This window comes from Micromonospora haikouensis (assembly GCF_900091595.1).
GTDB classification, from domain to species: Bacteria; Actinomycetota; Actinomycetes; order Mycobacteriales; family Micromonosporaceae; genus Micromonospora; species Micromonospora haikouensis.
This window is the reverse complement of record NZ_FMCW01000006.1, coordinates 123,240-150,226: the sequence shown is the minus strand read 5'-3', so window position 1 is coordinate 150,226 and position 26,987 is coordinate 123,240. Positions and strand designations below refer to the sequence as shown.

The window sequence follows — 26,987 nt, the reverse complement described above, 5'->3', positions numbered from 1 at the left end:
CACGGCGGCGAGGATAGCCGGGCGATGCTCGTGGCCCCGGTGGGCCGGCACGGGGTCTCCGCCCAAGCCCGCCACGGGAAAATCCGGCAAAACCGCCCATCAGGCCGGAAACTGGCGTCTGATCGCTGATAGGCGTCTCCCTCGGGCGCGCTGCTGCCACCACGACCGGGAGCGCGGGTGCTCGTACTGCTGATCCTCCACCTGGTGGCGGCGCTCGTCGCGCCGCTGCTGGTGCGGTGGTGGGGCCCGCGCGCCTGCTACCCCCTCGCGCTCGCGCCGGCCGCCGCGTTCGGCTGGGCCGTGGCCCGTACGCCGGCCGTGCGCGACGGCGGGGCCGTCGTCGAGGCGTACCCCTGGGTGCCGCAACTGCGGCTGGAGCTGGCCCTGCGGCTGACCACCCTGTCCTGGCTGATGACCCTGCTCGTCGGCGGCGTCGGCGCGCTCGTGCTGGTCTACTGCGCGCGCTACTTCGCCGCCGGGTCGGCCGGGCTGGCCCGGTTCGCGGCCGTGCTGGTCGCCTTCGCCGGCGCGATGCTCGGCCTGGTCCTCGCCGACGACCTGCTGCTGCTCTACGTCTTCTGGGAGCTGACCACGATCTTCTCCTACCTGCTGATCGGGCACAGCACCACGCGGCGGGCCAGCCGGTGGGCGGCGGCGCAGGCGCTCACCGTGACCACGTTCGGCGGGCTGGCGATGCTCGTCGGGTTCCTGATGCTCGGCCGGCACACCGGCGGGTACCACTGGTCGGAACTCGCCGGGGGTGGGCTGCCGGCCGGCGGCTACCTGGTCACCGCCGTGCTGCTGGTGCTGGCCGGGGCGCTGGCCAAGTCGGCGGTCCTGCCGTTCAGCGGCTGGCTGCCGCAGGCGATGTGCGCGCCGACGCCGGTCAGCGCGTACCTGCACGCGGCGGCGATGGTGAAGGCCGGCGTCTACCTGCTCGGCCTGCTCGCCCCCGTGCTGGCCACCGCCGGCCCGTGGCGGCCCGTGACGGTCACCGCCGGCCTGCTCACCATGCTGGCCGGCGGGTGGGCCGCGCTGCGCCAGTGCGATCTGAAGCTGCTGCTGGCGTACGGCACCGTCAGCCAGCTCGGCCTGCTCACCGTGGTGCTGGGCGCGGGCACTCCGAAAGCCGCCCTCGCGGGCACGGCGATGCTGTTCGCGCACGCCCTGTTCAAGGCGGCCCTGTTCCTCGTCGTCGGCGCGATCGACCACAGCGCCGGCACCCGCGACCTGCGGGAACTGTCCGGGCTCGGGCGGCGGGCCCCGCTGCTGGCCGCCGTCGGGACGCTGGCCGCCGCCTCGATGGCCGGGCTGCCCCCGCTGGTCGGCTTCGTCGCCAAGGAGGCCGTCCTCGCCGCGTTCACCGACCAGCCGGTGGTCCTCGCCGGGCTCGTCGCCGGCACGGTGCTCACCGTCGCCTACACGGCCCGCTTCGTCTGGGGGGCGTTCGGCACGCGCCCGCACGCCGAACGGACCGAGCCGCAGCCCGTACCCGCCGCCATGCTCGGGCCGCCCGCCCTGCTGGCCGTCGCCGGGCTGGCCGCCGGGGTGCTCGCCGGCCCGGCGGGCGCGCTGCTGCGCCCGTACGCCGAACTCTTCGGCCCGGTGCCCGAGCACCTCGCGCTCTGGCACGGGCCGACCCTGGCGCTCGGCCTGTCCGTCCTGGCCCTCGCCTGCGGCGTGGCCCTGTTCGCGCTGCGCGGCCCGCTCGCCCCCGTGCTGGCCCGGGTGCGCGCGCCGGTGGGCGGCGCCCAGGGGTACGAGTGGCTGACCCACCGCTTCGACCGGCTCGCCATCGAGGTCACCAGCGCCACCCAGCGCGGCTCCCTGCCGCTGTACCTCGGCACGATCCTGCTGGTCCTCGTCGTCGTGCCCGGCGGGGCGATGCTCGCCGCCGGCCCGTGGCGGCAGGGGGTCCCGCTGTGGGACACCCCGCTGCAACCGGTCGTCGGCGTGGTTTCGGCGGTGGCCGCGCTGCTCGCCGTCGGCGCGCGTCGCCGGCTCACCGCCATGCTTCTGGTCGGTGTCACCGGCTACGGCACCGCGATGATGTTCGTTCTGCACGGCGCGCCCGACCTGGCCCTCACCCAGTTCCTGGTGGAGACGGCGACCATCGCGGTCTTCGTGCTGGTGCTGCGCCGGCTGCCCGAACGGTTCTCCGCCCGCCCGCTGCGCCGCAGCCGGTGGGCGCGCCGCGCCGTCGGGGCCGCCGTCGGGGTCGTCCTCGCCGGGCTCTGCCTGGTCGCGGTCGGCGCCCGCACCGCGCCGTCGGTCTCGCGGGCGTTCCCCGACCTCGCCGTCAGCGAGGGGCACGGCCGCAACGTGGTCAACGTGACCCTGGTCGACATCCGGGCCTGGGACACCATGGGGGAGATCTCCGTGCTCGTGGTGACCGCGACCGGGGTGGCCAGCCTGATCTTCCAGCGCTCCCGCACCGGCCCCCGCCCGCGCCGCCCCCGCCGCCCCGAGCGCCCCGCCCAGCGGGGGCCGCAGCGGCCGGTGTGGCTGCGCGGCGGCCCCACCCTCGCCGAGCGCCGCCGGTCCATCGTCTTCGAGGTGGTCACCCGGCTGCTCTTCCACACCATCGTGCTGTTCTCCCTGTTCCTGCTCTTCTCCGGCCACAACGCCCCCGGCGGCGGCTTCGCGGGCGGCCTGGTCGCCAGCCTCGCCCTGGCCGTGCGCTACCTCGCCGGCGGCCGGTACGAGCTGGCCGAGGCGGCCCCCGTCGGCGCCGGCACGGTCCTCGGGGCCGGCCTGGCGGTGTCCGTCGGCACCGGCGCGTTCGCCCTCCTCGCCAGCGGGTCCGTGCTCCAGAGCGCGAAGCTCGACCTGTGGCTGCCCGGCGTCGGCGACTTCTACGTCGTCACGTCGCTGTTCTTCGACATCGGGGTGTACCTGATCGTGGTCGGCCTGGTGCTGGACATCCTGCGCAGCCTCGGCGCCGAGGTCGACCGGCACATCGAGGCGGCCGGCAAGACCGAACGCGGGCTGATCGTCGACCCGCAGGGGCGGCGGCCGTGAACGGCAGCGGAGCGACCCTGGTGCTGGTCGTCCTCGTCGGGGTGCTCGCCGGCACCGGCGTCACGCTGCTGCTGGAGCGCAGCCTGACGAGGATCCTGCTCGGCGTCGTCCTGCTCGGCAACGGGGTCAACCTGCTGATCCTGCTCGGCGGCCGGTCCGGGGACGCGCCTGTCGTCGGCACCGCGCCGGTCGACCGGATGAGCGACGCGCTGCCGCAGGCGATGGTCCTCACCGCCATCGTGATCACCTTCGGGCTCACCGCGTTCCTGCTGGCCGTCGCGTACCGCAGCTGGTATCTCACCGGCAACGACGAGGTGCAGGACGACCTGGAGGACCGCCAGGTCGCCGAGCTGGCCGCCCGCAACGAGCTGCCCGCGCGCGACCTCGGCGGCGAGGGCCCCGACGGCGACCCGGAACAGGTCGACCCGGAGCCGCACCTGCGCCGGCAGCACCGGGGGGAGACGCCGTGACGGGGTACGGGCCGCTCGTGCCGCTGCCGGTGGTGGTGCCGCTGCTGGGCGCCGCCCTCACCCTGCTGCTGGCCAACCGGCCCCGGCTCCAGCGCGCCGTCAGCGTGGCGGTGCTCGCCGTCACCCTGGTGGTCGCCGTGGTGCTGCTCGTCGAGGCGTACCGGCACGGGCCGGTCGTGGTGAGCATCGGCGGCTGGCCCCCGCCGGTGGGGATCGTGCTGGTCGCCGACCAGCTCGCCGCGCTGATGCTGGTGGTCTCCTCCGCCGTGACGCTGTGCGTGCTGCTCTACTCGATCGGGCAGGGCCGGGGGGACATCGGCGAGTCCGCCCCCGTCACCATCTACCACCCCACCTACCTGGTGCTCACCGCAGGCGTCACCAACGCCTTCCTCGCCGGCGACCTGTTCAACCTCTTCGTCGGCTTCGAGATCCTGCTGGCGGCGAGCTTCGTGCTGATCACGCTCGGCGGCACCGAGGGCCGGATCCGGAGCGGTTCGACGTACGTGGTGGTCAGCATCCTGTCCTCGATGATCTTCCTGGCCGGGGTGGGGCTCGTCTACGCCGCCACCGGCACCCTCAACATGGCCCAGCTCGCCGGGCGGCTCGACGCGCTGCCCGACGACGTACGGCTCGCCCTGCAGCTCACCCTGCTGCTCGCGTTCGGGATCAAGGCGGCCGTGTTCCCGCTGTCGGCCTGGCTGCCGGACAGCTACCCGACCGCGCCCGCGCCCGTCACCGCGGTCTTCGCGGGCCTGCTCACCAAGGTCGGCGTGTACGCGGTCATCCGCACCGAGACCCTGCTGTTCCCCGGCGGCGACGTCGCCGGGCTGCTGATGGTGGTGGCCGCGCTGACCATGGTGGTCGGCATCCTCGGCGCGGTCGCCCAGTCGGACATGAAGCGGCTCTTCTCGTTCACGCTGGTCAGCCACATCGGCTACATGATCTTCGGGGTGGCGCTGAGCAGCGTCGCCGGCCTGTCCGGGGCGATCTTCTACGTGGTGCACCACATCACCATCCAGACCACCCTGTTCCTGGTCGCCGGGCTGGTCGAGGCGCGCGCCGGCAGCACCGACCTGCGCCGGCTCGGCGGCCTGGCCCGGGTGGCCCCGCTGCTCGGGATCCTGTTCTTCGTGCCGGCGATGAACCTCGCCGGGATCCCGCCGCTGTCCGGGTTCCTCGGCAAGCTGGGCCTGCTCCAGGCGGGCGTCGGCGAAGGCGGCGTGCTCCCCTGGGTGCTGGTCGCCGCCGGCACCGCCACCAGCCTGCTCACCCTCTACGTGGCGTCCCGGGTGTGGAACATCGCGTTCTGGCGGGCACCGCAGCTGGTCGCCACCGACCCGCCGACCCGACTGCCCACCCTGATGGTCGGCGCCACCACGGCGCTGGTCGCCCTGGGCCTGGTGCTCACCGTGGCCGCCGGCCCGCTGTTCGGGGTGACCACGGACGCGGCGACCGACCTGCGCGCCCGCACCCCGTACGTGCGCGCCGTCCTCCCCGGCGGCGCGCCGTGACCGGGCGGGCCGGCCGTCCCGGTGGTCCCGGTCGGGGGAGCGCGGTGAGCGGCTGGGCGTTTCGTCCTGGCGATGCGCCGGCGGTCGTCGGGGGTGTGCGGTGAGCGGCTGGGCGTTTCGTCCTGGCGATGCGCCGGCGGTCGTCGGGGGTGTGCGGTGAGCGGCCGGGCGGCCGGGGGCCGGCGTCGGGGGCCGGTCGCCGACCCCGACGCCCCGGTGACCCGGGTGCGCGCCCGGCTCGGCCGCTGGCGGGACCGGCTGCTGACCCTGGCCTGGATGGCGCTGATCTGGTGCCTGCTCTGGGGGCGGTTCTCCTGGGGCAACCTGCTCGGCGGGCTGCTCGTCGGCGGGGCGGTGCTGCTCTTCTTCCCCCTGCCGCCGGTCACCTTCGGCGGCCGGCTGCGCCTGTGGGCGCTGCTGGAACTGGCCGGCCGGTTCGTCACCGAGCTGGTCAGCGCGAGCATCCACGTGGCGCGGATCGCGGTGCAGCCCGGCTACCGGCCCCGCGGCGCGATCATCGCGGTGCGGCTGCGCGTGCGCACCGACCTGAACCTGGCGCTCACGGCGGAGGCGATCTCGCTGGTGCCCGGCACCCTGATCGTCGAGGTGGACCGGGAACGGGGCGTGCTCTACGTGCACGTGCTCGACGTACGCGGACCGGAGGACCTGACCGGCAGCCGCGACCGGATCCTCGCCACCGAGGCGCGGATCGTCCGCGCGATCGGCTCGGCCGCCGAACTCCGCCTCCTCGCCGCCCCCGCCGCTCCCGTTCCTCCCACCGAGAGGGGGGCCGACCGGTGAAGGTCGTCCTCGCCACCGTGCTCACCGTGCTCCTGTCGGTCACCGCGCTGCTGGCGCTGGCCCGGATGTACCGCGGCCCGTCCCTGCTGGACCGCGTGATCGCCGCCGACGTCCTGCTCAACACGATGGCCGGCGCGGTCGGGGCGGAGGCGGCGGTCAACCGGCACGCCACGACCCTGCCCGTGCTCGTGGTGCTCTCCCTGCTCGGCTTCGTCGGCGCGGTGGCCCTGGTCCGCTTCGCCGTCCGGGAGGAGTCGTGAACGTGGGTGTCGTCGCCGCCCCCGGCTGGCCGAGCGTGGGTGTCGTGGCCGACTGGCTGGGCGCCGGCTGCCTGGTCGCCGGAGGGCTGCTCAGCCTCGCCGCCGGGATCGGCGTGCTGCGCTTCCCGGACGTGCTCGACCGGATGCACGCGGCCACCAAGCCCCAGGTGCTCGGCGTGCTGCTGCTGCTCGCCGGGGTGGCGCTGCGGCTGCGTACCCCCGACGACGTCGGCATGATCATGCTGGTGGCGGTGTTCCAACTGGCCACCGCTCCGGTGGCGGCCCAGATGGTCGGCCGCGCGGCGTACCGCTCGGGCCGGGTCGACCGCTCCCTCCTCGACGCCGACGAACTCGCCGACGGGGGGTAAGGAAGGGCCCCTTGTTAACGCATTCGGTATAGGAAGGGCCCCTTGTTAACGAGGTCGGGCCCCAGGCCACGTTCCACCCAGCGGGGTGAGAAGGGTGCCCTTCTCTACCGTATGCGTTAACAAGGGGCCCTTCCTTGCACCTTCAGCGGGCGCTCAGCCGACGCCGATAAAATGGGCGGCATGATCGACTCTTCTGCCCAGGAGGGCAGCAGTAGCCAGCCGGGTCGTGCCCGGCATCTTCCCGTCCCGACGACCCCGGGAGCCCTGAGCGACCCGTGTTGATCGTCGTCGGGCTTGCCCTCATCACCGTTCTCACCGCCGCCACCGGCTACTTCGTGGCCCAGGAGTTCGGCTACGTCGCCGTCGACCGGGGCCGCCTCCGGCAGCTCGCCGACGACGGCGACCAGGCCGCCGCCCGGGCCCTGGAGGTCACCGGTCGGCTGTCGTTCATGCTCTCCGGAGCGCAGCTCGGCATCACCGTGACCGCGCTGCTGGTCGGCTACGTCGCCGAGCCGTACCTGGGCGCGGGGCTGGCCGAGCTGCTCGGCGTGGCCGGGGTATCCACGGCCGTCGCCCTGCCGCTGTCGGTCGCGCTGGCGCTGGTCATCGCGACCGTGGTGCAGATGGTCCTCGGGGAGCTGGCCCCGAAGAACCTGGCCATCGCCCGCGCCGAGTCGCTGGCCCGGGCGCTGAGCCGGTCCACCCTGATCTATCTGAAGATCGCCGGGCCGGTGATCACCCTGTTCGACAAGGCCGCCGTGCGGCTGCTGCGCCGGCTCGGCATCGAGCCGATCGAGGAGCTGCCCAGCGGGGCCACCCCGGAGGACCTGGAGCAGATCATCGCCGAGTCCCGCGAGGAGGGGCACCTCGACGCGGAGATGTCCGACCTGCTCGACCGGGGGCTCGACTTCCGGGAGCTGACCGCCGGGGAGGCCATGGTGCCCCGGGTCGACGTGCACACCGTCCGGGCGCACGAGCCGCTGAGCCGGGTGGTGGAGCTGCTCGACACCGGGCACTCCCGGTTCCCCGTACGCGGCGCCGACGGCGTCGACGACCTGGCCGGCGTCGTCGGCATCGCCGACGTGCTGGCGGTGCCCCCGGCCGAGCGCGCGACGACCCCGGTCAGCGCGGTGGCCGTACCCCCGTTGCTGGTGCCCGAGACGTTGCCGCTGCCGACGGTGCTGGACCGGCTGCGGTCCGGGCACCGGCAGTTGGCCTGCGTGGTCGACGAGTACGGCGGCTTTGCCGGCGTGATCACGCTGGAGGACCTGGCCGAGGAGTTGGTGGGCCCGATCCGCGACGAGGACGACCCGCCGGATCGGGCGCCGGCCCGGCAGGACGACGGGTCGTGGGTGGTGCCGGCGCGCTGGCGGATCGACGAGGTCGCCGACAGCACCGGCATCGAGCTGCCCGAGGCGCCGGAGTACGACACCGTGTCCGGGCTGGTCATGCGGGAGCTGGGCCGGGTGCCCGAGGTGGGCGACCGGCTGGAGATCGTGCTCCCCGTCGACGGCGACGCCGAGACCGAGGCGCGCGCCCTGGTCGAGGTGCTGGCCGTGGACCGGCACGTCGCCGACTCGGTCCGGCTCCGGCTCGCGGGCGGCACCGCCGCCGCCACGGGCCGGGCGATGGGCAGCCGTCGGGACGGGGAGGCGGCGGCATGAGCCCCGGTGTCGCCCTCGTCGTCTCCGTCGTGCTGCTGGCGCTGAACGGGTTCTTCGTGGCCGCCGAGTTCGCGCTGGTGGCCAGCAAGCGGTACCGGCTGGAGCAGGCCGTCGCGACCGGCGGCGGCCGGGGGGCCCGCGCGGCGCTGGACGGCGTACGCGAGCTGTCCCTGATGCTGGCCGGCGCGCAGCTCGGCATCACGCTGTGCACCCTGGGCCTCGGCGCGCTGGCCGAGCCGGCGATCGAGCACCTGCTCAGCCCGCTGCTGCACGCCGTGGGGCTGCCGGCCGCGGCGAGCCACGTCGTGGCGCTGGTCTTCGCCCTCGGCCTGGTCACCTTCCTGCACCTGGTGGTCGGCGAGATGGCCCCGAAGTCGTGGGCGATCACCGACGCGGAGCGGTCGGCGACCCTGCTGGCGCTGCCGTTCCGGGCCTTCGCCCGGGTGGCGCGGCCGGTGCTGTCGGCGCTGAACGCGCTGGCCAACGCGATGCTGCGGCTGGTGCGGGTGCGCCCGCAGGACCAGCTCGCCCAGGTGCACGGCCCCGACGAGCTGCGGATCCTGCTGGAGCAGTCCCGCGAGCACGGGCTGCTCGGCGCGGAGCAGCACCGGATGCTCACCAGCATGCTGGAGCTGCAGGGCACCACGGTCGCCCAGGTGATGGAGCCCTTCGACCGGATCGTCACGGTGGGCCGGGAGGACCCGGCCGAGCGGGTCGAGCAGGTCTCCCGCGACAGCGGCCGGTCCCGGCTGGCCGTGCTGGACGCCGGCGGCGAGGTGTGCGGCCTGGTGCACGTGCGGGAGGCCGTGCGGGTCACCACGAGGGGCCGGGCGGCGACCGCCGGGGAGCTGATGACCGACGCGTTCACGCTGCCGGCGTCCGCGTCGGTGACGGAGGCCGTGACCGCGATGAAGGGCCGGCGGGCCCAGCTCGCCCTGGTCCGCAACGGCGGCGGCCCGACCCGCCCGATCGGTTTCGTGGCGCTGGAGGACCTGCTGGAGGAGGTCATCGGCGAGTTCGACGACGAGACCGACCCGGTGCCCCGGGGCCGCCGGATGCGCTGACGCCCTCTGCCGCCCGTCGACGCCTGCGGCCGGCCCGGCACCACCGGGTCGGCCCCGGCGTCCGCGCGGGGCGGGCAGGACTGTCCGGCCGCCGGCGGGGAAAGCCGTGCCACCACCGAGGGGGTACGGAGGAAGCGCCGTGCGGCTGACCGGGGTGTCGCCGGAGTCCGGCTGGACCGGGCTGTCGGTGCGGACCACGCTGCCCAACCCGAGCACCCGTCCCGGGCTGCGGCTGCCCGGCCGGGTCACCCTGCGCGCCGGGCCGGACGACGTGCCGGTCCGGCGGCTGCGGCTCGGCCTGGTCACTCAGGTCGAGCCGGACGACCCGGGCGCGCCGCGGCGGCTCGTCCAGTTTCACCAGGTGACGATCGCGGGCGCGTTCGTGGTGCCGGCCGGGCGGCGGCGGGCGGTCGACTTCGCCGTGCCGCTGCCCTGGGAGACCCCGGTGACGATCTTCGGCGGGGTGCCGCTGATGAGCCTGCGGATGGGGCTGCGCACGGAGGCGTCCCTCGACGTGGACCTGGAGCAGGGCGCGCTGGTGCCGATCTTCGTGCATCCCCTGCCGACCCAGCAGCACGTCCTCGCCGCGCTGGACGCGCTCGGCTTCAGCATGCGCCAGGCCGGCCTGGTCGACGGCCGGCTGCCCGGGGTGGAGCAGGCGCTCCCGCTGCACCAGCGGCTCGGCTGGTGGGTGGCCCCGCTGTACGCCGGCCCGATCACCGAGCTGGAGGTGATCTTCGTGGCGAACGCGGCGGGCCTGGAGGTGCTCCTGTGGGCCGACCGCCGGCTCTCCCTGGCCGGCGTCACCCACCAGAGCATCAGCCGGTTCCGGGTCTGGCACGCGGGCGCGGAGCGGGTGGACTGGGTCGCGGTGGTCGACGGCTGGCTGCGCCACGCGATCAACCGGCACGCCGCCGCAGCGTCGCACGCCGACTGGTCGGCCCGGATCACCGAGTCGGCGCACGTCAGTCGGCCCCCGGACCAGCCGGTCCGCCCCGGCTACGGCCTCGGTGGCACCGCCGGTGGCGCGGGCATCGGCGGGGGCGGCGGAGGCGGCGACGGCACGTGACGCCTGCCGTGCCTGCCGTGCGCCGCGTGCGCCGGGGGCGCGGCAAGAAGGGGACCCTTCTATACCGTATGCGTTAACAAGGGGCCCTTCCTTACACCGAGGCGGTGGCGAGCTTGATGCTGAAGCCGAGGAAGACCGCCGCCACGCCGGTGGTCGCCCCGGCGGCCAGCCGCCGCCGCTGCCGGAACTGCGCCGCCAGGAACGTGCCCGCGAAGATCAGCGCGGTCAGGTACAGCGCGCTGGTGACCTGGGCGATCAGCCCGAGCAGCAGGAACGACAGCGCCGGCCAGGTGTACCCGGGGTCGACGAACTGGATGAAGAACGACACGAAGAACAGGATCGCCTTCGGGTTGAGCAGGCTGATCACCAGCGCCCGCCGGAACGGGCTGCGCAGCTCCGCCGGCTCGGCGGCGTCGATCAGGCGCGGCGTGGCGGGGTCGTTGCGGTCCCGCCAGCGCCGCCACGCGCCGCGCAGCATGGTCAGCCCGACCCACCCGAGGTACGCCGCGCCCGCGTACTTCACCACAAGGAACAGCGGCGGGTACGCCTTGAGCAGCGACGCCACCCCGGCCGCGGAGAGCGTCATCAGCGCCGCGTCGCCGAGGAAGACCCCACCGGCGGCCCGGTAGCCGGCGCGTACCCCGCGCTTGGCGGCGGTGGAGAGCACGAAGAGCGAGTTGGGGCCGGGGAGCAGCACGATCGCCACGGTCCCCAGCACGTACGTCCAGATGTCGGTGATGCCCAGCACGCCCGACATCATCGCGCCGGCACCGGGCCGGGGCGAAGCCGTTCCCGCAGCCTGGCCTGTGCGTTCGGCCACTCCTCGTCGGTCAGCGAATACTGCACGGTGTCCCGCCAGGTGCCGTCGGGGCGCAGCCGGTGCCGGCGCAGCACCCCCTCGCGGGTGGCGCCGAGCCGCTCGATGGCCCGCTGGGAGCGTTCGTTGCGGATGTCGGTGTGCCAGACCACCCGCACCGCGCCCAACTCCTCGAAGGCGCGGGTGAGCAGCAGCAGCTTCGCCTCGGTGTTGACGCCGGTGCGCCACCAGGGCCGGCCCAGGTAGGTGTAGCCGATGGCGACCGCCCGGCGGTCGGGGTCGACCTCGTAGTACGACGTGCTGCCGACGACCGCCCCGGTGACGGCGCAGCGCTGCACCCACGGCACCCGCTCCCCGCGGTGGTGGGCGTCGAGGGCGGCCCGGATCGTCTCGGCCGTGCCGGCCGGCTCGGCGGGTCGGTGGCTGCCCAGGTGCTGCCACACCTGCGGATCGGCGGTGGCGGCGTGCAGCTCGTCGGCGTGCGCGAGGTCCAGCGGTTCGAGGACGACGTGCGCGCCCCGCAGCACGGCCGGCTCCAGCCAGGGCGAGCGGTCCGGCCGCAGGTACGCCGGCAGCGGCGCGGCCACGCCCACGTCGGGCTCGGGCCGCCCGGCGGTCAGCCGCAGCGGCAGCACCCCGGCCCAGTGCGGCAGGTCGTGGTCGCCGGGTTCGTCGCGTACGCCGCCGGTGCGGGTGCGGACGGAGACCTCGCGCAGCGGCAGCGCCAGCACGGCGGTCTCGGCGAGTTCGCGGCGGCTGGGCGGGCGGCTGTCGGCGCTGCGCCCGGCGGCGGCCTTCTCCACCAGGGCGGTCAGCACGGCCGACTTCTCCCCGGCGTCGGTGACCAGGTGCGCGGTGCCGTGCGCGACCACCGACCGGTAGTTGGCGCTGTGGTGGAACTGGGAGCGGCCGAAGATCAGCCCGTCGAGCAGGGTGACCGCCACGCAGACGGGCAGGCCGTCGCCCCGGGCGGCGAGCAGCGGCCGGCTGCCGGTGGAGCCGTGCAGGTAGAGCGTGTCGCCGACGCGGACGTGCAGGGTGGGCAGCACCCGGGGCTCGCCGTCGACCGTGAACGCGAGCGCGCAGTGGTACGCCTCGTCGAGCACGGCGTGCGCGGCGGCCCGGTCGTAGCTCATCCGGTCGCGGCTGCGGGTGGCGGTGGTCCGGGGGGTGGGTGGATACATGCGAGGACCCGCTTTCGTGCTAGTACAATCCTCGAATTGTGTCAGCACGCTATCAGGTCACCGGCCGGACGGCCGCCGAGATCTCCGCCAGCATCGAGTCGGGCGTCCGCATCGGCGACCTGCCCGCCGGGGCCGCCCTGCCCCCGGTGCGGGCCCTCGCCGCCGAGCTGGGCGTCAGCCCGGCCACGGTGGCCCGCTCCTACCAGGACCTGCGCCAGCGCGGCCTGCTCGCCACCGCCGGCCGGCACGGCACCCGGGTCCGCCCCCGCCCGCCGGTCGCCACCCGCCGCGCGCTGCGCCCGAGCACCGCGCCCGGCGTCCGCGACCTGTCCCTCGGCGAGCCCGACACCCGGCTGCTCCCGCCGCTCGGCCCGCACCTGGCCGCCCTCGCCGCCGACTTCGACACCCCCATCGGGTACGCGTCGGCCGGCGTCCTGCCCGAGCTGGCCGACGCGGCCCGGGAGCGGCTCGCCGCCGACGGGGTGCCCGCCGCCGACGTCACGGTCACCGGCGGGGCGCTCGACGGCATCGAGCGGCTGCTCGCCGCCCACCTGCGCCCCGGCGACGCGGTCGCCGTCGAGGACCCGGGCTGGGCCAACCTCCTCGACCTGGTCGCCGCCCTGGGGCTGCGCCCGATCGGGGTGCCGGTGGACGACGAGGGCCCGATCGAGGCCGGCGTACGCGCCGCGCTGGCTGCCGGGGCCCGCGCCCTGGTCGTGACCAGCCGGGCGCAGAACCCGACCGGGGCGGCCGTCTCCGCCGACCGGGCCGCCGCGCTGCGCGCCCTCCTCGCCGGCCGCGAGGACCTGCTGCTGATCGAGGACGACCACGCCGCCGAGCTGGCCCGCGTACCGCTGCACCCGCTCGCCGGGGTGACCGGGGCGTGGGCCTTCGTCCGGTCGGTGAGCAAGCCCTACGGGCCCGACCTGCGGCTGGCCGTGCTGGCCGGCGACGAGGCCACCGTCGCCCGGGTCGCCGGCCGGGCCCGCGTCGGCGCCGGCTGGGTCTCCACCGTGCTGCAACGCCTCGTGCTCGCCCTCTGGTGTGATCCGGCCACGGCCGCCCTCTTCGACCGGGCCGGCGCCGACTACGAGCGCCGCCGGGGCGACCTGCTCGCCGCGCTGGCCGCGCGAGGGCTGGCCGGGCACGGCCGCACCGGCATCAACGTCTGGCTCCCGGTGCCCGACGAGACCAGCGCCGTCACCGCCCTGCGCGACGCCGGCTGGGCGGTGGCCCCGGGCGCGCTGTTCCGCATCGCCGCCGCCCCCGGCGTGCGCGTCACGGTCAGCCAGCTGGACCCCGCCGACCTCCCGGCCCTGGCCGACGCGATGGCCAGGGCCGTCCACCCCGGCCCTCCGGCGGCCTTCACCGCCTGAGGGGCTGTCCCCGGTCTGGGCGCGCCGGGTGGGGGTGCCCGCGTGGGCGCGGCCACGGCGGGTAGAAAGGTCGCCATGACCGACAAGACCGACACCGCCCCCGGTGCGCAGCAGTTCATCCCGCCGCAGGCCGACACCCTCGACGCGCTGCGCGCCGCCGCGGGCGGCTGCCGGGGCTGCGAGCTGCACCGGGACGCCACCCAGACGGTCTTCGGCCGGGGCGGCGCCGACGCCCGGGTGGTGCTGGTCGGCGAGCAGCCCGGCGACATGGAGGACCAGAAGGGGCTGCCGTTCGTCGGCCCGGCCGGTCGGCTGCTGCGCCGGGCGGTCGACGACGCCGGGCTCGACCCGACGGGGCTCTACCTCACCAACGCCGTGAAGCACTTCCGCTTCGAGCTGCGCGGCAAGCGGCGCATCCACCAGACCCCGGACCGGGTGCACGTCACCGCGTGCCGCCCCTGGCTGGTGGCCGAGTTCGCCCGGCTGCGCCCGGAGGTCGTCGTGGTGCTCGGTGCGACCGCGGCAAAGGCGCTGCTCGGCCCGTCGTTCCGGGTCACCCGGCAGCGTGGCGCCCTGATGCCCTGGCCGGCGTCGGCCGAGCGGCCGGAGGACTTCGCCCGGGTGCCGGTCGACTCGGCCGGCGGGGTCGCCGACGCACCGGCGGCCCGGCTCCTGGCCACGATCCACCCGTCGGCGGTGCTGCGCGCCGACGACCAGGACACCGCGTACGCCGGCCTGGTCGCCGACCTGAAGGTCGCCGCTGCCGCCCTGGCAGCGTGACCCACCAGGGCTTCCGATCTTGGACAGTTGTCGTTGCGCCGGGACCGCAACTGTCCAAGGTCCGGGGGGTTGCGTGAGGATGGGGCGAGCCGCACCCCCGCCGGAGCCCCGGCCGTCACCGAGGAGCCACCGATGGCCACCGACCTCACCGCGCCGGCCCCCGGCCGCGTCGACGTCGCCCCGATCCAGCGCCGCACGCTGCGGCTGCTCGTCGTGACCCAGATCATCGGCGGCATCGGGGTCACCATCGGCATCTCGGTCGGCGCGCTGCTCGCCGCCCGGGTCGCCGGCACGGCGGTCGCCGGCCTGGCGCAGAGTGCCGCCGTGGTCGGCGGCGCGTTGCTCGCCGTCCCGGTCACCCGGATCATGACGGGGCACGGACGCCGGCCGGGGCTGGTCACCGCGTACCTGGTCGGGGCGGCCGGGGGCGTGCTGGTGGTGGTCGCCGCGGCGACCCGCCAGGTGCCGCTGCTCTTCCTCGGCATGCTGCTGTTCGGCGGGGGCTCGGCGGCCAACCTCCAGGCCCGCTACACGGCCGTGGACCTCGCCGAGCCGGCCCGCCGGGGCCGCCAGCTCTCCCTGGTCGTCTGGGCCACCACGATCGGGGCGGTGGCCGCGCCGAACTTCGCCGCGCTGGCCGACCGCACCACCCGGGGGTGGGGACTGCCGTCGCTGGCCGGCCCGTTCGCGTTCAGCGCGGTGGCGTTCGCCCTCACCGCCGGCGTACTGCTGGTGCTGTTGCGGCCCGACCCGCTGTTGACCGCGCGCCGGCTGGCGGACGCCGAGGCCGCTGCCGCTCCCGATCCCGAGGCCGCTCCTGCTGCCGAGGTCGCTGCCGACGCCGCTCCCGCTGCTGCCGCCGCCGGCAGGGCCGCCGGGCCGGCGGCGGACCGGCGGCGCGGCGCGGGGATGCGGACCGCCTGGCGGGTGGTCCGCGAGCGGCCGGCGGCCCGGCTCGGCATCGCCGCCGTCGCGGTCGGCCACCTCGTGATGGTCGCGGTGATGTCGATGACCCCGGTACGCCTCGGCGAATACCACGACGACTCCGCCGTGCTCGGGGTGGTCGGGGTGGTGCTCAGCCTGCACATCGCCGGCATGTACGCGTTCTCCCCGGTGGTCGGCTGGCTCACCGACCGGCTCGGCCGGCGGCCGGTGATCCTCGGCGGCCTGGCCGTGCTGCTGGTCGCCTGCGCGGTGGCGGGCGCCTCCGGGCACCACACGCCCGGCCTCTCGGTCGGTCTGGTCCTGCTCGGGCTGGGCTGGTCGGGGACCATGGTGGCCGGCTCCACCCTGCTGTCGGAGTCGGTGCCGGCCGACGTGCGGCCCAGCGTGCAGGGGCTCTCCGACCTGACGATGGGCCTGGCGGGGGCCGCCGCCGGGGCGCTGAGCGGGTTCGTCATGCAGGTCGCCGGGTATCCGACGCTGACCCTGCTGGCCGCGATCGCGACGGTGCCGCTGCTGGCGCTAGCGTTGCGTGCGGTGCCCGGGCGGGCGCCGGACGAGGAGGACCGACCGTGCGGCTGACCGACTTCTGGGCCCGGCTGGAGGAGGCGTTCGGCCCGGGGTACGCGGCCAGCATCGCCTCGGACCAGGTGCTGTCCCAGCTCGGCGGGCGGACCATCGAGCAGGCCCTCCGGTCGGGTGAGCAGACCCACGTCGTGTGGCGGGCGGTGGTCGCCGCATACCCCGACCGGGTGCCCGCGCGACTACGCTGAGCAGCCTTTTCTCTCCTCCCGCGTGTCGCTTGCCGAGTCGTACACCTGTTCGGCTATTGTCCACAGCGGGGTGCTCGTCCACAGCTCGCGGCCCGTCGGCTGGTTTTCTGTCGGACCCAGCGCCTAGCGTGTCCGCGTGACGCGAAGCTCAGGAAAGACGCCGGCGAAGGCAGGGGTGGCAACGATGGCGGCAGGTCCTGACCGGGAGAAGGCGCTCGACCTTGCTCTCGCTCAGATCGACAAGCAGTTCGGCAAGGGTTCGGTGATGCGCCTGGGGGAGCGCCCTGTCGTGCAGACCTCGGTCATCCCGACCGGGTCCATCGCCCTCGACGTGGCCCTCGGCGTGGGGGGCCTGCCCCGGGGCCGGGTGGTCGAGATCTACGGCCCGGAATCCAGCGGTAAGACGACGGTGGCCCTGCACGCGGTGGCCAACGCCCAGCGGGCCGGCGGCATCGCCGCGTTCGTCGACGCCGAGCACGCGCTCGACCCGGAATACGCGAAGGCCCTCGGCGTCGACACCGACGCCCTGCTGGTCTCGCAGCCCGACACGGGCGAGCAGGCGCTGGAGATCGCGGACATGCTGGTCCGCTCCGGCGCGATCGACATCATCGTGATCGACTCGGTGGCGGCCCTGGTGCCGCGCGCCGAGATCGAGGGTGAGATGGGCGACAGCCACGTGGGCCTCCAGGCCCGGCTGATGAGCCAGGCGCTGCGGAAGATCACCGGTGTGCTCAACAACACCGGCACCACGGCGATCTTCATCAACCAGCTCCGCGAGAAGATCGGTGTCATGTTCGGATGCATGTCGTACTCGACCAGGGTCACCCTGGCCGACGGCACGCAGGAGAAGATCGGCAAGATCGTCAATCAGCGGATGGACGTCGAGGTTCTCTCCTACGACCCGGAGACCGACCGGGTGGAGCCGAAGCGGATCACCAACTGGTTCAACAACGGCCCGGCGGAGGAGTTCCTCCAGTTCACCGTGGCGAAGTCGGGCGGCAACGGGCGGGCGCAGTTCGCGGCCACGGCCAACCACCTGATCCGCACGCCGGGCGGCTGGCGGGAAGCCGGCGAGCTGATCGCTGGCGACCGCGTGATGCTGGCCGAGTCACGTCGCCTCAGCGAGCAGCAGTGGCAGGTCGTCCTGGGTTCGCTGATGGGTGACGGCAACCTCTCGCCGAACCGCCGTGATCGCAACGGAGTCCGGTTCCGCCTCGGCCACGGTGCCGCACAGGTCGACTACCTGGACTGGAAGGTCTCCCTGCTCGGCAACATCACGCACTCCCGGCGTACCGACGCGCGGGGCGCCGCGTTTGCCGACTTCACCCCTCTGCCGGAGCTCGACGAGCTGCGCCGGGCGGTCTACCTGGGCGACGGCAAGAAGCACCTCAGCTGGGATTACCTCAAGGCGTTGACCCCCCTCGCCCTCGCGGTGTGGTATATGGACGACGGCTGCTTCACCCTGCGATCCAAGGGGTTGCAGCAGCGCACCGAGGGTGGCTCGGGGCGGATCGAGATCTGCGTCGAGGCGATGGCCGAGGGCAGCCGGGCGCGGTTGGCCGAGCACCTGCGCGACGCGTACGGGCTCGACGTGAAGCTTGCCTCCCGTGGCGCCCGGGGCACCGCCTCGGTGATCTTTACGACTGAGGCGTCCGCCCGTTTCCAGGAGCTGGTCGCGCCCTATGTGCCGGCGGCGATGGAGTCCAAGCTGCTGCCTCGGTTCCGTGGCCAGTGCGCGGTCGAGCCGCAGTTCGTCGCGCCGGAGCTGACGCCGGTGCCGGCCCGGATCATCGACGTGCACGTCAAGCCCAAGGGCCGGTCGATGAACCGGTTCGACATCGAGGTCGAAGGCAACCACAACTACTTCGTCGACGGCGTGATGGTGCACAACAGCCCCGAGACCACCACCGGTGGCCGGGCGCTGAAGTTCTACGCCTCGGTCCGGCTCGACGTGCGCCGCATCGAGAGCCTGAAGGACGGCACCGACGTGGTCGGCAACCGCACCCGGGTCAAGGTGGTGAAGAACAAGGTCGCCGCGCCGTTCAAGCAGGCCGAGTTCGACATCATGTACGGCAAGGGCATCTCCCGCGAGGGCTCGCTCATCGACGTGGGCGTGGAACAGGCGATCATCCGCAAGTCCGGCGCCTGGTACACGTACGACGGCGACCAGCTGGGCCAGGGCAAGGAGAAGGCCCGCGAGTTCCTCCGCGAGAACCCGGACGTGGCGGCCGAGATCGAGAAGAAGATCCTGGAGAAGCTCGGCGTCGGGGTCGGCGCGGGTGACGCCGCCGGTGGCCCGGAGCTGCCTCCGGTCGACTTCTGACCGGCCGCTGACCAGTGACAGGACGACGCGCCCGCACGGGGCGGGGCTGGGATGCCAGCCCGCCCCGCGCGGGTGACGCCGACGGTTCGCCCCGTCCCCGGCGCGGCCGGCGCGGCTCCTCCGGCGGGGCGATTACCCCGGAGGCCGGGGCCGAGGTCGCGCGGGGCAGCGAGGCTCCACGTGACGAGGCGGAGCTGGCCCGGGAGATCTGCCTGCGTCAGCTCGCCGTGCGTCCGCGCACCCGGGCCGAGTTGGCCGCCGCGCTGGCCAAGCGGGGGATCTCCGAGGAGGTGTCCGCCGGAGTTCTCGACCGGTACGACGAGGTCGGCATCATCGACGACGCCGCGTTCGCCCGCGCCTGGGTTTCCAGCCGGCACGCCGGCCGGGGGCTGGCCCGCCGGGCTCTCGCCAACGAGCTGCGGCGGCGGGGCGTGGACGGCGAGGTGGCCAGCGAGGCCCTCGACGAGCTGGATGAGGAGACCGAGGCCGAGACGGCCCGGGCGCTGGTCGACCGGAAGCTGCGTACGGCCCGGGGGGAGCCGGACGCCGTCTTCCGTCGCCTCGTCGGCATGCTCGCCCGCAAGGGCTACCCGCCGGGGGTGGCGATCCGGGCGGTGAAGGACGCGCTCGCCGCGCAGAGCGCCGAGGCGGCCGAGTTCGCCGACGGCATCGACGCCGACGCGCTCGCCGACGCGGAGGGCGACCTCACCCCGGACACGCGCCCGCTCGACTGAGCGGCCGGGCCGAGGCGCCCGGTCGGTGGGCGAGCCGCCGCCCACCCGCCCGGCCGGGTGAGCACGCCGGTGCGGCCCGGCCGAGGGGTGCCGACGATTACGACGGCGCCCGCCGGATCCGGTCTTCTTTGTCCGGTCGTGTCCGGCGTGCCATCAGCGTTGGGTGACTCGTCAACTTCTCTCCGTTCGGGGGGTTTGATCATGAGTCCTTGACCAGACGGCACCCGGAGACCTAGCCTCGCCATACAGGCTCACATTGCCCGACCAAGCGCAAGCAAAGCGCACAACATAGATCGCGTAACAGAACAGCATCACTTTGGCCGGCTCGCCGGCCTGCGGTGTCAGCTCCGGACAGGCCGGTCCGGGGCCGGCACGACAACTGCACCCGGCCGTCGGCGATGCCCCGTGGGCACCGTCGGCGGAAAGCTACCCACGGCCAGTCGCTCAGGTCGGGCGTCTCAGAGCCGCAGCGCACGTGCCCACCCGGCACGCTCACTGCGGCGCCGACGTTCAGGGGAGGCGGCCATGGCGGGGCGGCAGAGGTCCACGGGTGGTCCCGGCGGGACGGCGGTCGGCGACGGCGCACGCCGTGGCGCACGGGCGATGGCCAACAACGGTGCACGGGCGGCGCAGTCCCGGTCCGGCGCGGGGACGCGGCCGTGAACGCCTTCGACGCCGTCCTCCTCGGGGTGGTGCTGCTCCTCGTCCTGGTCGTGGTCGGCGCGGTGCTGGTGGGCGTGCGGACGATGCGCCGGCTCAGCGCGGCACCCCGCCCGGAGGACCCGGCCTACATCGCCGAGAAGGACCGCCAGGAGCAGTCGCTGGCCGCCCTGCGCACCGCCGCCGACGAGGTGAACAGCACCATCGACGTGGCCAAGTCCGCCGCGTCGGCGGCGCGCGCCGAGGCCGCCGCCGCGAAGGCCGAGGCGAAGGCGGCCCGGGCCGAGGCCCGCCGCGTGCTCGACGACGCCCGGGCGGAGGCCGACACCGTCCTGGAGCGGGCCCACAAGCAGGCCGAGGCCGACGCCGAGCAGTTGCGCACGGCGGCCCGCCGCAGCGGGGAACGCGAGGTCGCGGTGCTCGCCGCGACCACCCGGGAGCAGGCCGCCGAGGTGGAACGGCGGGCCGCCCGGATGGACGAGCGGGAGCGCCTGCACACCGAGGAGGTGGAGCGGCTGGCCGACCGGGAGCGGCAGCTCACCGCCGCCAGCGCCGCCCTCGCCGCCCGCGAGTCCGCGCTGGCCGAGCGCGAGCAGGCCGTCGCCGAGGCGGAGGAGCAGCGCCGCCGCGAGCTGGAGCGCATCGCGGGGCTCACCGCCGACGCGGCCCGCGCCGAGCTGATCGAGGTGATCGAGACCCAGGCGAAGCGGGAGGCCGCCCTGCTGGTGCGGGACATCGAGTCCGACGCCCGCAACACCGCCGAACAGCGCGCCCGGCACATCGTGGTGGACGCCATCCAGCGGGTGGCCAGCGAGCAGACCGCGGAGAGCGTCGTCAGCGTCCTGCACCTGCCCGGCGACGAGATGAAGGGGCGGATCATCGGCCGGGAGGGGCGCAACATCCGCGCCTTCGAGTCGGTCACCGGGGTCAACCTGATCATCGACGACACCCCGGAGGCCGTGCTGCTGTCCTGCTTCGACCCGGTGCGCCGCGAGGTCGGCCGGTTGACGCTGGAGAAGCTGGTGCTCGACGGCCGGATCCACCCGCACCGGATCGAGGAGGTCTACGACCTGGCCCGGCAGGAGGTGGAGCAGCTCTGCCACCGGGCCGCCGAGGACGCCCTCGTCGAGGTCGGCATCACCGAGATCCACCCCGAGCTGGTGAGCCTGCTCGGGCGGCTGCGCTACCGCACCTCGTACGGGCAGAACGTGCTCAAGCACCTCGTGGAGACCGCGCACATCGCCGGGATCATGGCCGCCGAACTGCGGCTGGACGTGCCGACCATCAAGCGGTCGGCGTTCCTGCACGACATCGGCAAGGCGCTCACCCACGAGGTGGAGGGCAGCCACGCCATCATCGGCGCCGACCTGGCCCGCAAGTACGGCGAGAGCGAGGACGTCGTCCACGCGATCGAGGCGCACCACAACGAGGTGCCGCCGCAGACCATCGAGGCCGTGCTCACCCAGGCGTCCGACGCCTGCTCCGGCGGGCGGCCGGGGGCGCGGCGGGAGAGCCTTGAGGCGTACGTCAAGCGGCTGGAGCGGATCGAGGAGATCGCGGCCGGGAAGCTCGGCGTGGAGAAGGTCTTCGCCATGCAGGCGGGCCGGGAGATCCGGGTGATGGTCAAGCCCGACGACGTCGACGACATCGGCGCGGCGGTGCTGGCCCGGGACGTGGCCAAGCAGATCGAGGAGGAGCTGACCTACCCGGGGCAGATCCGGGTGACCGTGGTCCGCGAGTCCCGGGTCACCGAGATCGCCCGCTGAGCCTCCGTCCGCCGGTCCCGCCGCACCATGGCGCCGAGGTGGCGGTATCCCAGGTCCGGGATACCGCCACCTCGGCGAAACGGAGTGGAGCGGGGGCAGGGTCAGACCATCCGGGCGGCGTCCTCGCCGGCGTCCTGGGCCGGCAGCACCTTCGCGGCCGTGCGCGGCATCCGCCCCAACTGCTTCTGCAGCCACCACGCGAAGATCGACAGCAGCCCGCAGATGGCGATGTAGATCGCCGCGACGATCAGGTACGTCGGCACGTAGGGCAGCCCGAAGGCCAGCCGGCCGCCGATCTGCTTGCCGACGAAGAGCAGCTCCGGGTAGGTGATGATGAACCCGAGCGCGGTGTCCTTGAGCAGCACGACGAGCTGGCTGACGATCGCCGGCAGCATCGAGCGGAACGCCTGCGGCAGCAGGATCAGCCGCAGCACCTGGTTCTTGCGCAGGCCGATCGCGTACGCGCCCTCGGTCTGGCCGTAGGGCACGGCGTTGATGCCGGCCCGGAAGATCTCCGCCAGCACCGAGCCGTTGTAGAGCACGAGGCCGATGACCAGGGCCCACAGCTTGTCGATCGACCAGCCGTACTGCAACGGCACGTAGTAGCCGAAGAAGATCAGGATCAGCAGCGGGATGGCCCGGAACAGCTCGACCACGAAGCTGGCCGGCGCCCGCAGCACCCACTTGTCGCTGAGCCGGGCGCTGGCGAAGACGGCGCCGAACAGCAGGGCCAGCACGGCGGCGATGCCGGCGGCCTTGAGGGTGGCCCACAGCCCGGCGAGGAGTTCGCGCTGCACGGCGGCGTATTCGAACTGCTCCCACTTGCGGGCCTCGAACTGGCCCGTCTCGTAGAACTTCCAGCCGATGTACGCGAGCAGCGCGACGATGCCGGCGATCGAGGCGACGCCGAGGATCGCGTTGCGCCGTCGGGCCTTCGGCCCGGGCAGGTCGTAGAGAACCGAGGCCTGACTCACCGGGCGACCCTCCACTTGCGCTCGAGGAACCGCTGGAGCGCCACCAGCGGCAGGATCAGGATGAGGAAGCCGATGGTGATCCAGAGCAGCACGGCGAACTGCGGCTCGCCGCGCTCTGCCATGTAGGCGGGGATCGCGCCGGCCTCCAGCACCGAGAATCCGGCGGCGATCGTGGTGTTCTTCAGCATCGCGATGAACACGCTCATCATCGGCGGCACCATCGCCCGCAGCGCCTGCGGCAGCACGATCAGGGTCAGCACCTGGGCGAAGCTCATGCCCAGCGCGCGGGCCGCCTCGGCCTGCCCGGTGCCGACCGTGTTGACGCCGGAGCGGATGACCTCGCAGACGAACGCGGCGGTGTAGACGGTCAGCGCGATGCAGGCGCTGGGAAAGTAGTCGATGTTCACGTCCAGCTTCGGCACGGCGAAGACCAGGAACGCGAAGACCAGGGTCAGCGGGGTGTTGCGGACGATGTTGACGTACGTCGCGCCGAACGCCCGCAGCGCCGGCACGGGGGAGACCCGCATCGCGCCGAGGAGGGTGCCGAGGACGAGGCTGCCGACCGCGGCGATCAGGAACAGCTGAACGGTGTTGGTGAACCCTTCCCGGTACAGGGTCCAGTTGTCCGTCAGGACACGGAGGAACTCGCCCATGCCTCGCTCTCAGTCCTCGGGCGGGTGCCGAGCGGGAGGGACCCCGCCCGGCACCGCGTCACGTGGTGAACCGACGGTCAGTAGCGCTCGAGCGCCGGCGGGCTGCCCGCCGAACCCGACCTGCCCAGCGTGCCGTCGTAGATCTTCTGCCAGGTGCCGTCCTTGGCCGCAGCCTCGATCTGGTCGTTGACGTAGTCGCGCAGGGCCTTGTCGTCCTTCGGCAGGCCGATGCCGTACTTCTCCGTGCTGAACGGCTGGCCGACGACCTTGAGCTCGTCGGGGTTCTGCGCGGCGTAGCCCTTGAGGATGGCGTCGTCGGTGGTGACGGCGTCGACCTTCTTGTCGAGCAGCTGCGAGACACACTCGGAGTAGGTCTTGAACTCGACGATGTTCTCCGGCTCGGTCAGGCCCTCGTCGCGGACCTTCTGGATCGGGGTGGAGCCGGTGGCCGAGCAGACCTTCTTGCCCTTGAGGGTGTCCTTGCCGGTGATCGCCGTCTCGTCCTTGCGCACCAGCAGGTCCTGGCCGGCGACGAAGTACGGACCGGCGAAGGAGATGTCGTTCTTGCGCTTGTCGGTGATCGAGTAGGTGCCGACGTAGTAGTCGATCTCGCCGCCCTTGATCGCGGTCTCCCGGTTGGCCGACGCGATCTCCTTGTACTCGATCTTCGCCGGATCCACGCCGAGGGTGCTGGCGATGTACTGGGCGATCTCGATGTCGAAGCCGCACCGCTTGCCCTGGGCGTCCTTGTAGCCGAGGTTCGGCTGGTCGAACTTGACGCCCACGGTGACCGTGCCGGCGGACTTGATCTTGTCGAAGGTGGGGCTGCCCGCGACGGTGGCGTCCGCCTTCGGGGTGAACGTCGCGCCCGAGGTCGTGCAGGTGTCGCCCTGGGCGCCGCCGGAGGCGTTGCCGCCGCCGCTCGGTGCCGGGGTGCCCTCCTTGCCGCAGGCCGCAGCCGACAGGGCGAGCGAGGCCATCATGGCGACGGCCGCCACGCGCTTCATACGCATACTTCTCTCCTTCTTCGACGGAGCCCGCCGGGGGACGACGCGCTCCACGGACGGACGCCTAGTGCGTCAGGATCTTCGACAGGAAGTCCTTGGCGCGCTCGCTGCGCGGGTTGGCGAAGAACTCGGCCGGGGGAGCGTCCTCGACGAGCTGGCCGTCGGCCATGAAGATGACCCGGTTGGCCGCGTGCCGGGCGAAGCCCATCTCGTGGGTGACCACGACCATGGTCATGCCGTCGCGGGCCAGGGAGGTCATCACCTCCAGCACCTCGCCGACCATCTCCGGGTCGAGCGCGCTGGTGGGCTCGTCGAACAGCATCGCCTTGGGCTGCATGGCCAGCGCGCGGGCGATCGCCGCCCGCTGCTGCTGGCCGCCGGAGAGCTGGGCAGGATACTTGTCGGCCTGGTTGGCGATGCCGACCCGGTCCAGCAGGGCCAGCCCGCGCTCGCGTGCGGCGGCCGGCTTCTCCTTGCGGACCTTGACGGGGCCGAGCGTGACGTTCTCCAGGATCGTCTTGTGCGCGAAGAGGTTGAACGACTGGAACACCATGCCGACCTCACTGCGCAGCCGGGCCAGCGCCTTGCCCTCGGCGGGCAGCGGGGTGCCGTCGAAGGTGATGGTGCCGGAGCTGATCGGCTCCAACCGGTTGATCGCCCGGCACAGCGTCGACTTGCCCGAGCCCGACGGTCCGATCACGACGACGACCTCGCCCCGGCCGACCGAGAGCGAGACGTCCTGCAGCACGTGCAGCGGCCCGAAGTGCTTGTTGACCCCGTCCAGCACGATGAGCGGTTCGGCCGTCGTCACGTCGTCCACCGTCCCTGTCGTCACGTACGTCTGGGTCGGATGACCCCCGGTCCGGCCACTGTAGGCGGGCCGACATGGCGGATCGCCACTCATCTGGTCACGGTGCGGTAACACCGGTAACGATCCGCGCCGGGAGTCCGGTATCCGTCCCCGACCGGCCCGTTCGGCTGGCGGCGGGGCCGGATCGAGGCGATCATGGGGGGATGACCGAGCCGGTTCGCCTGACCGACTACGCCCGCGGCGGCGGCTGCGCGTGCAAGATCCCGCCCGGGGAGCTGGAGGCGATGGTCGCCGGCCTCGGCCCGGCCAGCGGCACGGCCGACCTGCTGGTCGGGCTGGAGAACGGCGACGACGCCGCGGTGGTCCGCCTCGACGAGCGCACCGGCCTGGTGACCACCGCCGACTTCTTCACCCCGGTCGTCGACGACGCCTACGACTGGGGGCGCATCGCCGCCGCCAACGCGCTCTCCGACGTGTACGCCATGGGCGGCACGCCGCTCGTCGCGCTCAACCTGCTCTGCTGGCCGCGCGAGCGGCTGCCGCTGGAGCTGGCCCGGGAGGTGCTGCGCGGCGGCCAGGACGTGGCCCGGGAGGCCGGCTGCCACCTGGCCGGCGGGCACAGCGTCGACGACGACGGCCCGAAGTACGGGCTCGCGGTCACCGGCGTGGTCCGGCCCGAGGAGCTGATCACCCTCGACGCCGGGCGGGCCGGGCTGCCGCTGTCGCTGACCAAGCCGCTCGGCGTCGGGGTGCTCAACAGCCGGCACAAGGCCACCGGCGAGCGGTTCGCCGAGGCGGTCGCCTCGATGGCGGCGCTGAACCGGGACGCGGCCCGGGCGGCGGTCGCCGCCGGCATCCGGTGCGGCACCGACGTGACCGGGTTCGGGCTGCTGGGGCACGCCTCGAAGCTGGCCCGGGCCAGCCGGCTCACGGTGGCGATCGACGCGGCCCGGGTGCCCTACCTGCCGGGCGCGCGGGAGGCGCTGCGCGACGGGTACGTCAGCGGCGGCACCCGGCGCAACCTGGACTGGGTGACGCCCTGGACCGACTTCGGCGGCGCCGACGAGGGGGAGCGGCTGCTGCTGGCCGACGCGCAGACCTCGGGCGGGCTGCTGGTCGCCGGGGAGCTGCCGGGGGCCACGGTGATCGGCGAGCTGCTGCCGCGCGGCGAGCACCTGCTGGTCGTGCGCTGACGGCGAGGGGCCGGCACCATAGCCGATAAACTGTCGTCTTTCCGCCACTGTCCGCGACGGCGGTGCAGGAAATTTTGCCCGGAATGGTCACAGACCGGTAACTTGCCCCCGGCTGCGGTCAAATGCCCCCCACCATCGTCAGTAAGGCCCGATCCGGAGGCCGGTGGGACGAACGCAGCGAGGAGGCGGCGTGACCGAGCTGTGGAACTGGAGAATCGACGGGGCACCCCCGGTGGAGGTGTACCCGGCGCTGGCCGAGGCCCTGGGGCGGGTGGTGATGCCGCTCGCGGTGGCCGATCCGGCGCGGCTGCCGACGTACGCGGTGATCTGCGACGTCTGGGAGGCACCGGGGGTGTTCGGCGCCATGGTGGACTGCTACGGGGTGCCCGAGAGCCTGACGGAGCTGCCCTGCGTCGCCGCGCTGGCCCGGCTGCTCGGCCGCAACTGCGTGCTGCGCGACGACACCCTCGACGCCGGCCGGCACCTGCTGGTCGCGCCCGACGGCACCATCCGCCCGGTGCACTTCGACGTGCGGGAGACCGACGACGGCGAGGTGCTGAGCAACCAGCGGCTGTGCACCGTGGCCCACCCCGGCTGCCGGGGCTGGTCGCGCTGCCACCGGTCGAGGTGGGCCCCGGACTCGGTCTTCCCGGCCCTCGCCGCGGCCTGACCGCCGGGGTCGACCGACCCGGAGCCCCGGGCGCTGCCCGGCGGCCCCGGTCCAGCCCGGCCCCCGGCGGCCCCGGTTCAGCGTTCGCTGGCCCGG

At 73.9% G+C, this 26,987-nt stretch carries 23 protein-coding genes and 4 pseudogenes; 21 read left to right on the top strand and 6 right to left on the bottom strand.

What is annotated here, in order from left to right; all coding sequences use genetic code 11:
* The first annotated feature begins 177 nt into the window (after window positions 1-177).
* The 9 genes from GA0070558_RS08215 (at window position 178) to GA0070558_RS08175 (ending at window position 10,228) form a co-directional block, all read left to right on the top strand.
* A complete protein-coding gene (locus tag GA0070558_RS08215; RefSeq protein WP_091277374.1) occupies window positions 178-3,021 on the top strand; it encodes a Na+/H+ antiporter subunit A in 2,844 nt (947 codons plus the stop codon).
* Window positions 3,018-3,491 (top strand): Na(+)/H(+) antiporter subunit C, encoded by a 474-nt coding sequence (locus tag GA0070558_RS08210; protein WP_077936750.1) that lies wholly within the window; start codon window positions 3,018-3,020, stop codon window positions 3,489-3,491. The genes GA0070558_RS08215 and GA0070558_RS08210 overlap by 4 nt, the downstream gene beginning before the upstream one ends.
* Window positions 3,488-5,002 carry a Na+/H+ antiporter subunit D gene (locus tag GA0070558_RS08205; protein ID WP_091277372.1) on the top strand — a complete coding sequence of 505 codons (1,515 nt, stop codon included), beginning with the start codon at window positions 3,488-3,490 and terminating at the stop codon, window positions 5,000-5,002. The genes GA0070558_RS08210 and GA0070558_RS08205 overlap by 4 nt, the downstream gene beginning before the upstream one ends.
* 156 nt (window positions 5,003-5,158) lie before the next feature.
* The gene (locus GA0070558_RS08200) at window positions 5,159-5,803 is read left to right on the top strand and encodes a Na+/H+ antiporter subunit E (RefSeq protein ID WP_256091815.1); all 645 of its coding nucleotides are present in this window, start codon (window positions 5,159-5,161) and stop codon (window positions 5,801-5,803) included.
* On the top strand, window positions 5,800-6,063 hold the full coding sequence (locus GA0070558_RS08195; RefSeq protein ID WP_043962461.1) for an MrpF/PhaF family protein: 264 nt from the start codon (window positions 5,800-5,802) through the stop codon (window positions 6,061-6,063). Before GA0070558_RS08200 ends, GA0070558_RS08195 begins: the two co-directional genes overlap by 4 nt.
* A gap of 35 nt (window positions 6,064-6,098) precedes the next feature.
* Entirely contained in the window at window positions 6,099-6,431 is a 333-nt protein-coding gene (gene mnhG / locus GA0070558_RS08190) for a monovalent cation/H(+) antiporter subunit G (protein ID WP_091277522.1), read from the top strand.
* 275 nt (window positions 6,432-6,706) lie between these two features.
* Window positions 6,707-8,095 (top strand): hemolysin family protein, encoded by a 1,389-nt coding sequence (locus tag GA0070558_RS08185; protein ID WP_091277368.1) that lies wholly within the window; start codon window positions 6,707-6,709, stop codon window positions 8,093-8,095.
* A complete protein-coding gene (locus GA0070558_RS08180; RefSeq protein ID WP_091277366.1) occupies window positions 8,092-9,159 on the top strand; it encodes a hemolysin family protein in 1,068 nt (355 codons plus the stop codon). The genes GA0070558_RS08185 and GA0070558_RS08180 overlap by 4 nt, the downstream gene beginning before the upstream one ends.
* Window positions 9,160-9,298: 139 nt before the next feature.
* Window positions 9,299-10,228, top strand: a complete 930-nt coding sequence (locus tag GA0070558_RS08175) for a sporulation protein (RefSeq protein WP_091277364.1) — start codon at window positions 9,299-9,301, stop codon at window positions 10,226-10,228.
* A 91-nt stretch (window positions 10,229-10,319) separates the two neighbouring features.
* Here the strand turns inward: GA0070558_RS08175 and leuE are convergent, their stop codons facing one another.
* A complete protein-coding gene (leuE, locus tag GA0070558_RS08170) occupies window positions 10,320-10,988 on the bottom strand; it encodes a leucine efflux protein LeuE (protein WP_091277362.1) in 669 nt (222 codons plus the stop codon).
* Window positions 10,985-12,229, bottom strand: a complete 1,245-nt coding sequence (locus GA0070558_RS08165) for a bifunctional pyridoxamine 5'-phosphate oxidase family protein/GNAT family N-acetyltransferase (RefSeq protein WP_091277360.1) — start codon at window positions 12,227-12,229, stop codon at window positions 10,985-10,987. The genes leuE and GA0070558_RS08165 overlap by 4 nt, the downstream gene beginning before the upstream one ends.
* A 38-nt stretch (window positions 12,230-12,267) precedes the next feature.
* Here GA0070558_RS08165 and GA0070558_RS08160 point away from each other — a divergent pair, with 38 nt between their 5' ends.
* From GA0070558_RS08160 to rny, 10 genes and pseudogenes are all read left to right on the top strand, one after another.
* The gene (locus GA0070558_RS08160) at window positions 12,268-13,605 is read left to right on the top strand and encodes an aminotransferase class I/II-fold pyridoxal phosphate-dependent enzyme (protein ID WP_091277358.1); all 1,338 of its coding nucleotides are present in this window, start codon (window positions 12,268-12,270) and stop codon (window positions 13,603-13,605) included.
* A gap of 75 nt (window positions 13,606-13,680) precedes the next feature.
* Entirely contained in the window at window positions 13,681-14,385 is a 705-nt protein-coding gene (locus tag GA0070558_RS08155; protein ID WP_091277356.1) for a UdgX family uracil-DNA binding protein, read from the top strand.
* 132 nt (window positions 14,386-14,517) lie between these two features.
* Window positions 14,518-15,363 (top strand): annotated as a pseudogene (locus tag GA0070558_RS35175) (MFS transporter); the annotation flags it as partial.
* A 111-nt stretch (window positions 15,364-15,474) separates the two neighbouring features.
* Window positions 15,475-15,909 (top strand): annotated as a pseudogene (locus tag GA0070558_RS35170) (MFS transporter); the annotation flags it as partial.
* A complete protein-coding gene (locus GA0070558_RS08145; RefSeq protein ID WP_091277347.1) occupies window positions 15,900-16,100 on the top strand; it encodes a DUF3046 domain-containing protein in 201 nt (66 codons plus the stop codon). The pseudogene GA0070558_RS35170 and the gene GA0070558_RS08145, both read left to right, overlap by 10 nt.
* Before the next feature lie 184 nt (window positions 16,101-16,284).
* A pseudogene (recA, locus tag GA0070558_RS34840) lies at window positions 16,285-17,136 on the top strand (recombinase RecA); the annotation flags it as partial.
* 60 nt (window positions 17,137-17,196) lie between these two features.
* Window positions 17,197-17,745, top strand: a pseudogene (locus GA0070558_RS35165) (LAGLIDADG endonuclease); the annotation flags it as partial.
* Between the two features lie 177 nt (window positions 17,746-17,922).
* Window positions 17,923-18,423: a hypothetical protein gene (locus tag GA0070558_RS34830; RefSeq protein WP_223884623.1), complete on the top strand. Its 501-nt coding sequence runs from the start codon at window positions 17,923-17,925 to the stop codon at window positions 18,421-18,423.
* Window positions 18,424-18,437: 14 nt separating this feature from the next.
* On the top strand, window positions 18,438-19,157 hold the full coding sequence (locus GA0070558_RS08135; protein ID WP_091277341.1) for a regulatory protein RecX: 720 nt from the start codon (window positions 18,438-18,440) through the stop codon (window positions 19,155-19,157).
* Between the two features lie 659 nt (window positions 19,158-19,816).
* A complete protein-coding gene (gene rny / locus GA0070558_RS08130) occupies window positions 19,817-21,583 on the top strand; it encodes a ribonuclease Y (protein WP_091277339.1) in 1,767 nt (588 codons plus the stop codon).
* A 101-nt stretch (window positions 21,584-21,684) separates the two neighbouring features.
* Here the strand turns inward: rny and GA0070558_RS08125 are convergent, their stop codons facing one another.
* The 4 genes from GA0070558_RS08125 to GA0070558_RS08110 form a co-directional block, all read right to left on the bottom strand.
* Window positions 21,685-22,557 (bottom strand): amino acid ABC transporter permease, encoded by an 873-nt coding sequence (locus GA0070558_RS08125; RefSeq protein WP_091277520.1) that lies wholly within the window; start codon window positions 22,555-22,557, stop codon window positions 21,685-21,687.
* Window positions 22,554-23,210, bottom strand: coding sequence for an amino acid ABC transporter permease (locus GA0070558_RS08120; RefSeq protein WP_043962474.1), 657 nt, complete (start codon window positions 23,208-23,210; stop codon window positions 22,554-22,556). The genes GA0070558_RS08125 and GA0070558_RS08120 overlap by 4 nt, the downstream gene beginning before the upstream one ends.
* Window positions 23,211-23,287: 77 nt before the next feature.
* Complete coding sequence (locus GA0070558_RS08115) at window positions 23,288-24,223, bottom strand: glutamate ABC transporter substrate-binding protein (RefSeq protein ID WP_091277337.1); 936 nt, start codon at window positions 24,221-24,223, stop codon at window positions 23,288-23,290.
* Between the two features lie 58 nt (window positions 24,224-24,281).
* Window positions 24,282-25,037 carry an amino acid ABC transporter ATP-binding protein gene (locus tag GA0070558_RS08110; RefSeq protein ID WP_043962476.1) on the bottom strand — a complete coding sequence of 252 codons (756 nt, stop codon included), beginning with the start codon at window positions 25,035-25,037 and terminating at the stop codon, window positions 24,282-24,284.
* Window positions 25,038-25,231: 194 nt separating this feature from the next.
* On the opposite strand from GA0070558_RS08110, the gene selD reads away from it, so the two are divergent.
* Both selD and GA0070558_RS08100 read left to right on the top strand, forming a co-directional pair.
* The gene (gene selD / locus GA0070558_RS08105) at window positions 25,232-26,221 is read left to right on the top strand and encodes a selenide, water dikinase SelD (RefSeq protein ID WP_091277334.1); all 990 of its coding nucleotides are present in this window, start codon (window positions 25,232-25,234) and stop codon (window positions 26,219-26,221) included.
* A gap of 190 nt (window positions 26,222-26,411) precedes the next feature.
* Window positions 26,412-26,891, top strand: a complete 480-nt coding sequence (locus GA0070558_RS08100) for a hypothetical protein (protein ID WP_091277332.1) — start codon at window positions 26,412-26,414, stop codon at window positions 26,889-26,891.
* Window positions 26,892-26,987: the final 96 nt, after the last annotated feature.

Coding starts and splice junctions, on each gene's coding strand:
- GA0070558_RS08180 (WP_091277366.1), top strand. CDS start 8,092: ATGAGCCCCGGTGTCGCCCTCGTCGTCTCCGTCGTGCTGCTGGCGCTG.
- leuE (WP_091277362.1), bottom strand. CDS start 10,988: ATGATGTCGGGCGTGCTGGGCATCACCGACATCTGGACGTACGTGCTG.
- GA0070558_RS08165 (WP_091277360.1), bottom strand. CDS start 12,229: ATGTATCCACCCACCCCCCGGACCACCGCCACCCGCAGCCGCGACCGG.
- GA0070558_RS08155 (WP_091277356.1), top strand. CDS start 13,681: ATGACCGACAAGACCGACACCGCCCCCGGTGCGCAGCAGTTCATCCCG.
- GA0070558_RS34830 (WP_223884623.1), top strand. CDS start 17,923: ATGAACCGGTTCGACATCGAGGTCGAAGGCAACCACAACTACTTCGTC.
- GA0070558_RS08120 (WP_043962474.1), bottom strand. CDS start 23,210: ATGGGCGAGTTCCTCCGTGTCCTGACGGACAACTGGACCCTGTACCGG.
- GA0070558_RS08115 (WP_091277337.1), bottom strand. CDS start 24,223: ATGCGTATGAAGCGCGTGGCGGCCGTCGCCATGATGGCCTCGCTCGCC.
- selD (WP_091277334.1), top strand. CDS start 25,232: ATGACCGAGCCGGTTCGCCTGACCGACTACGCCCGCGGCGGCGGCTGC.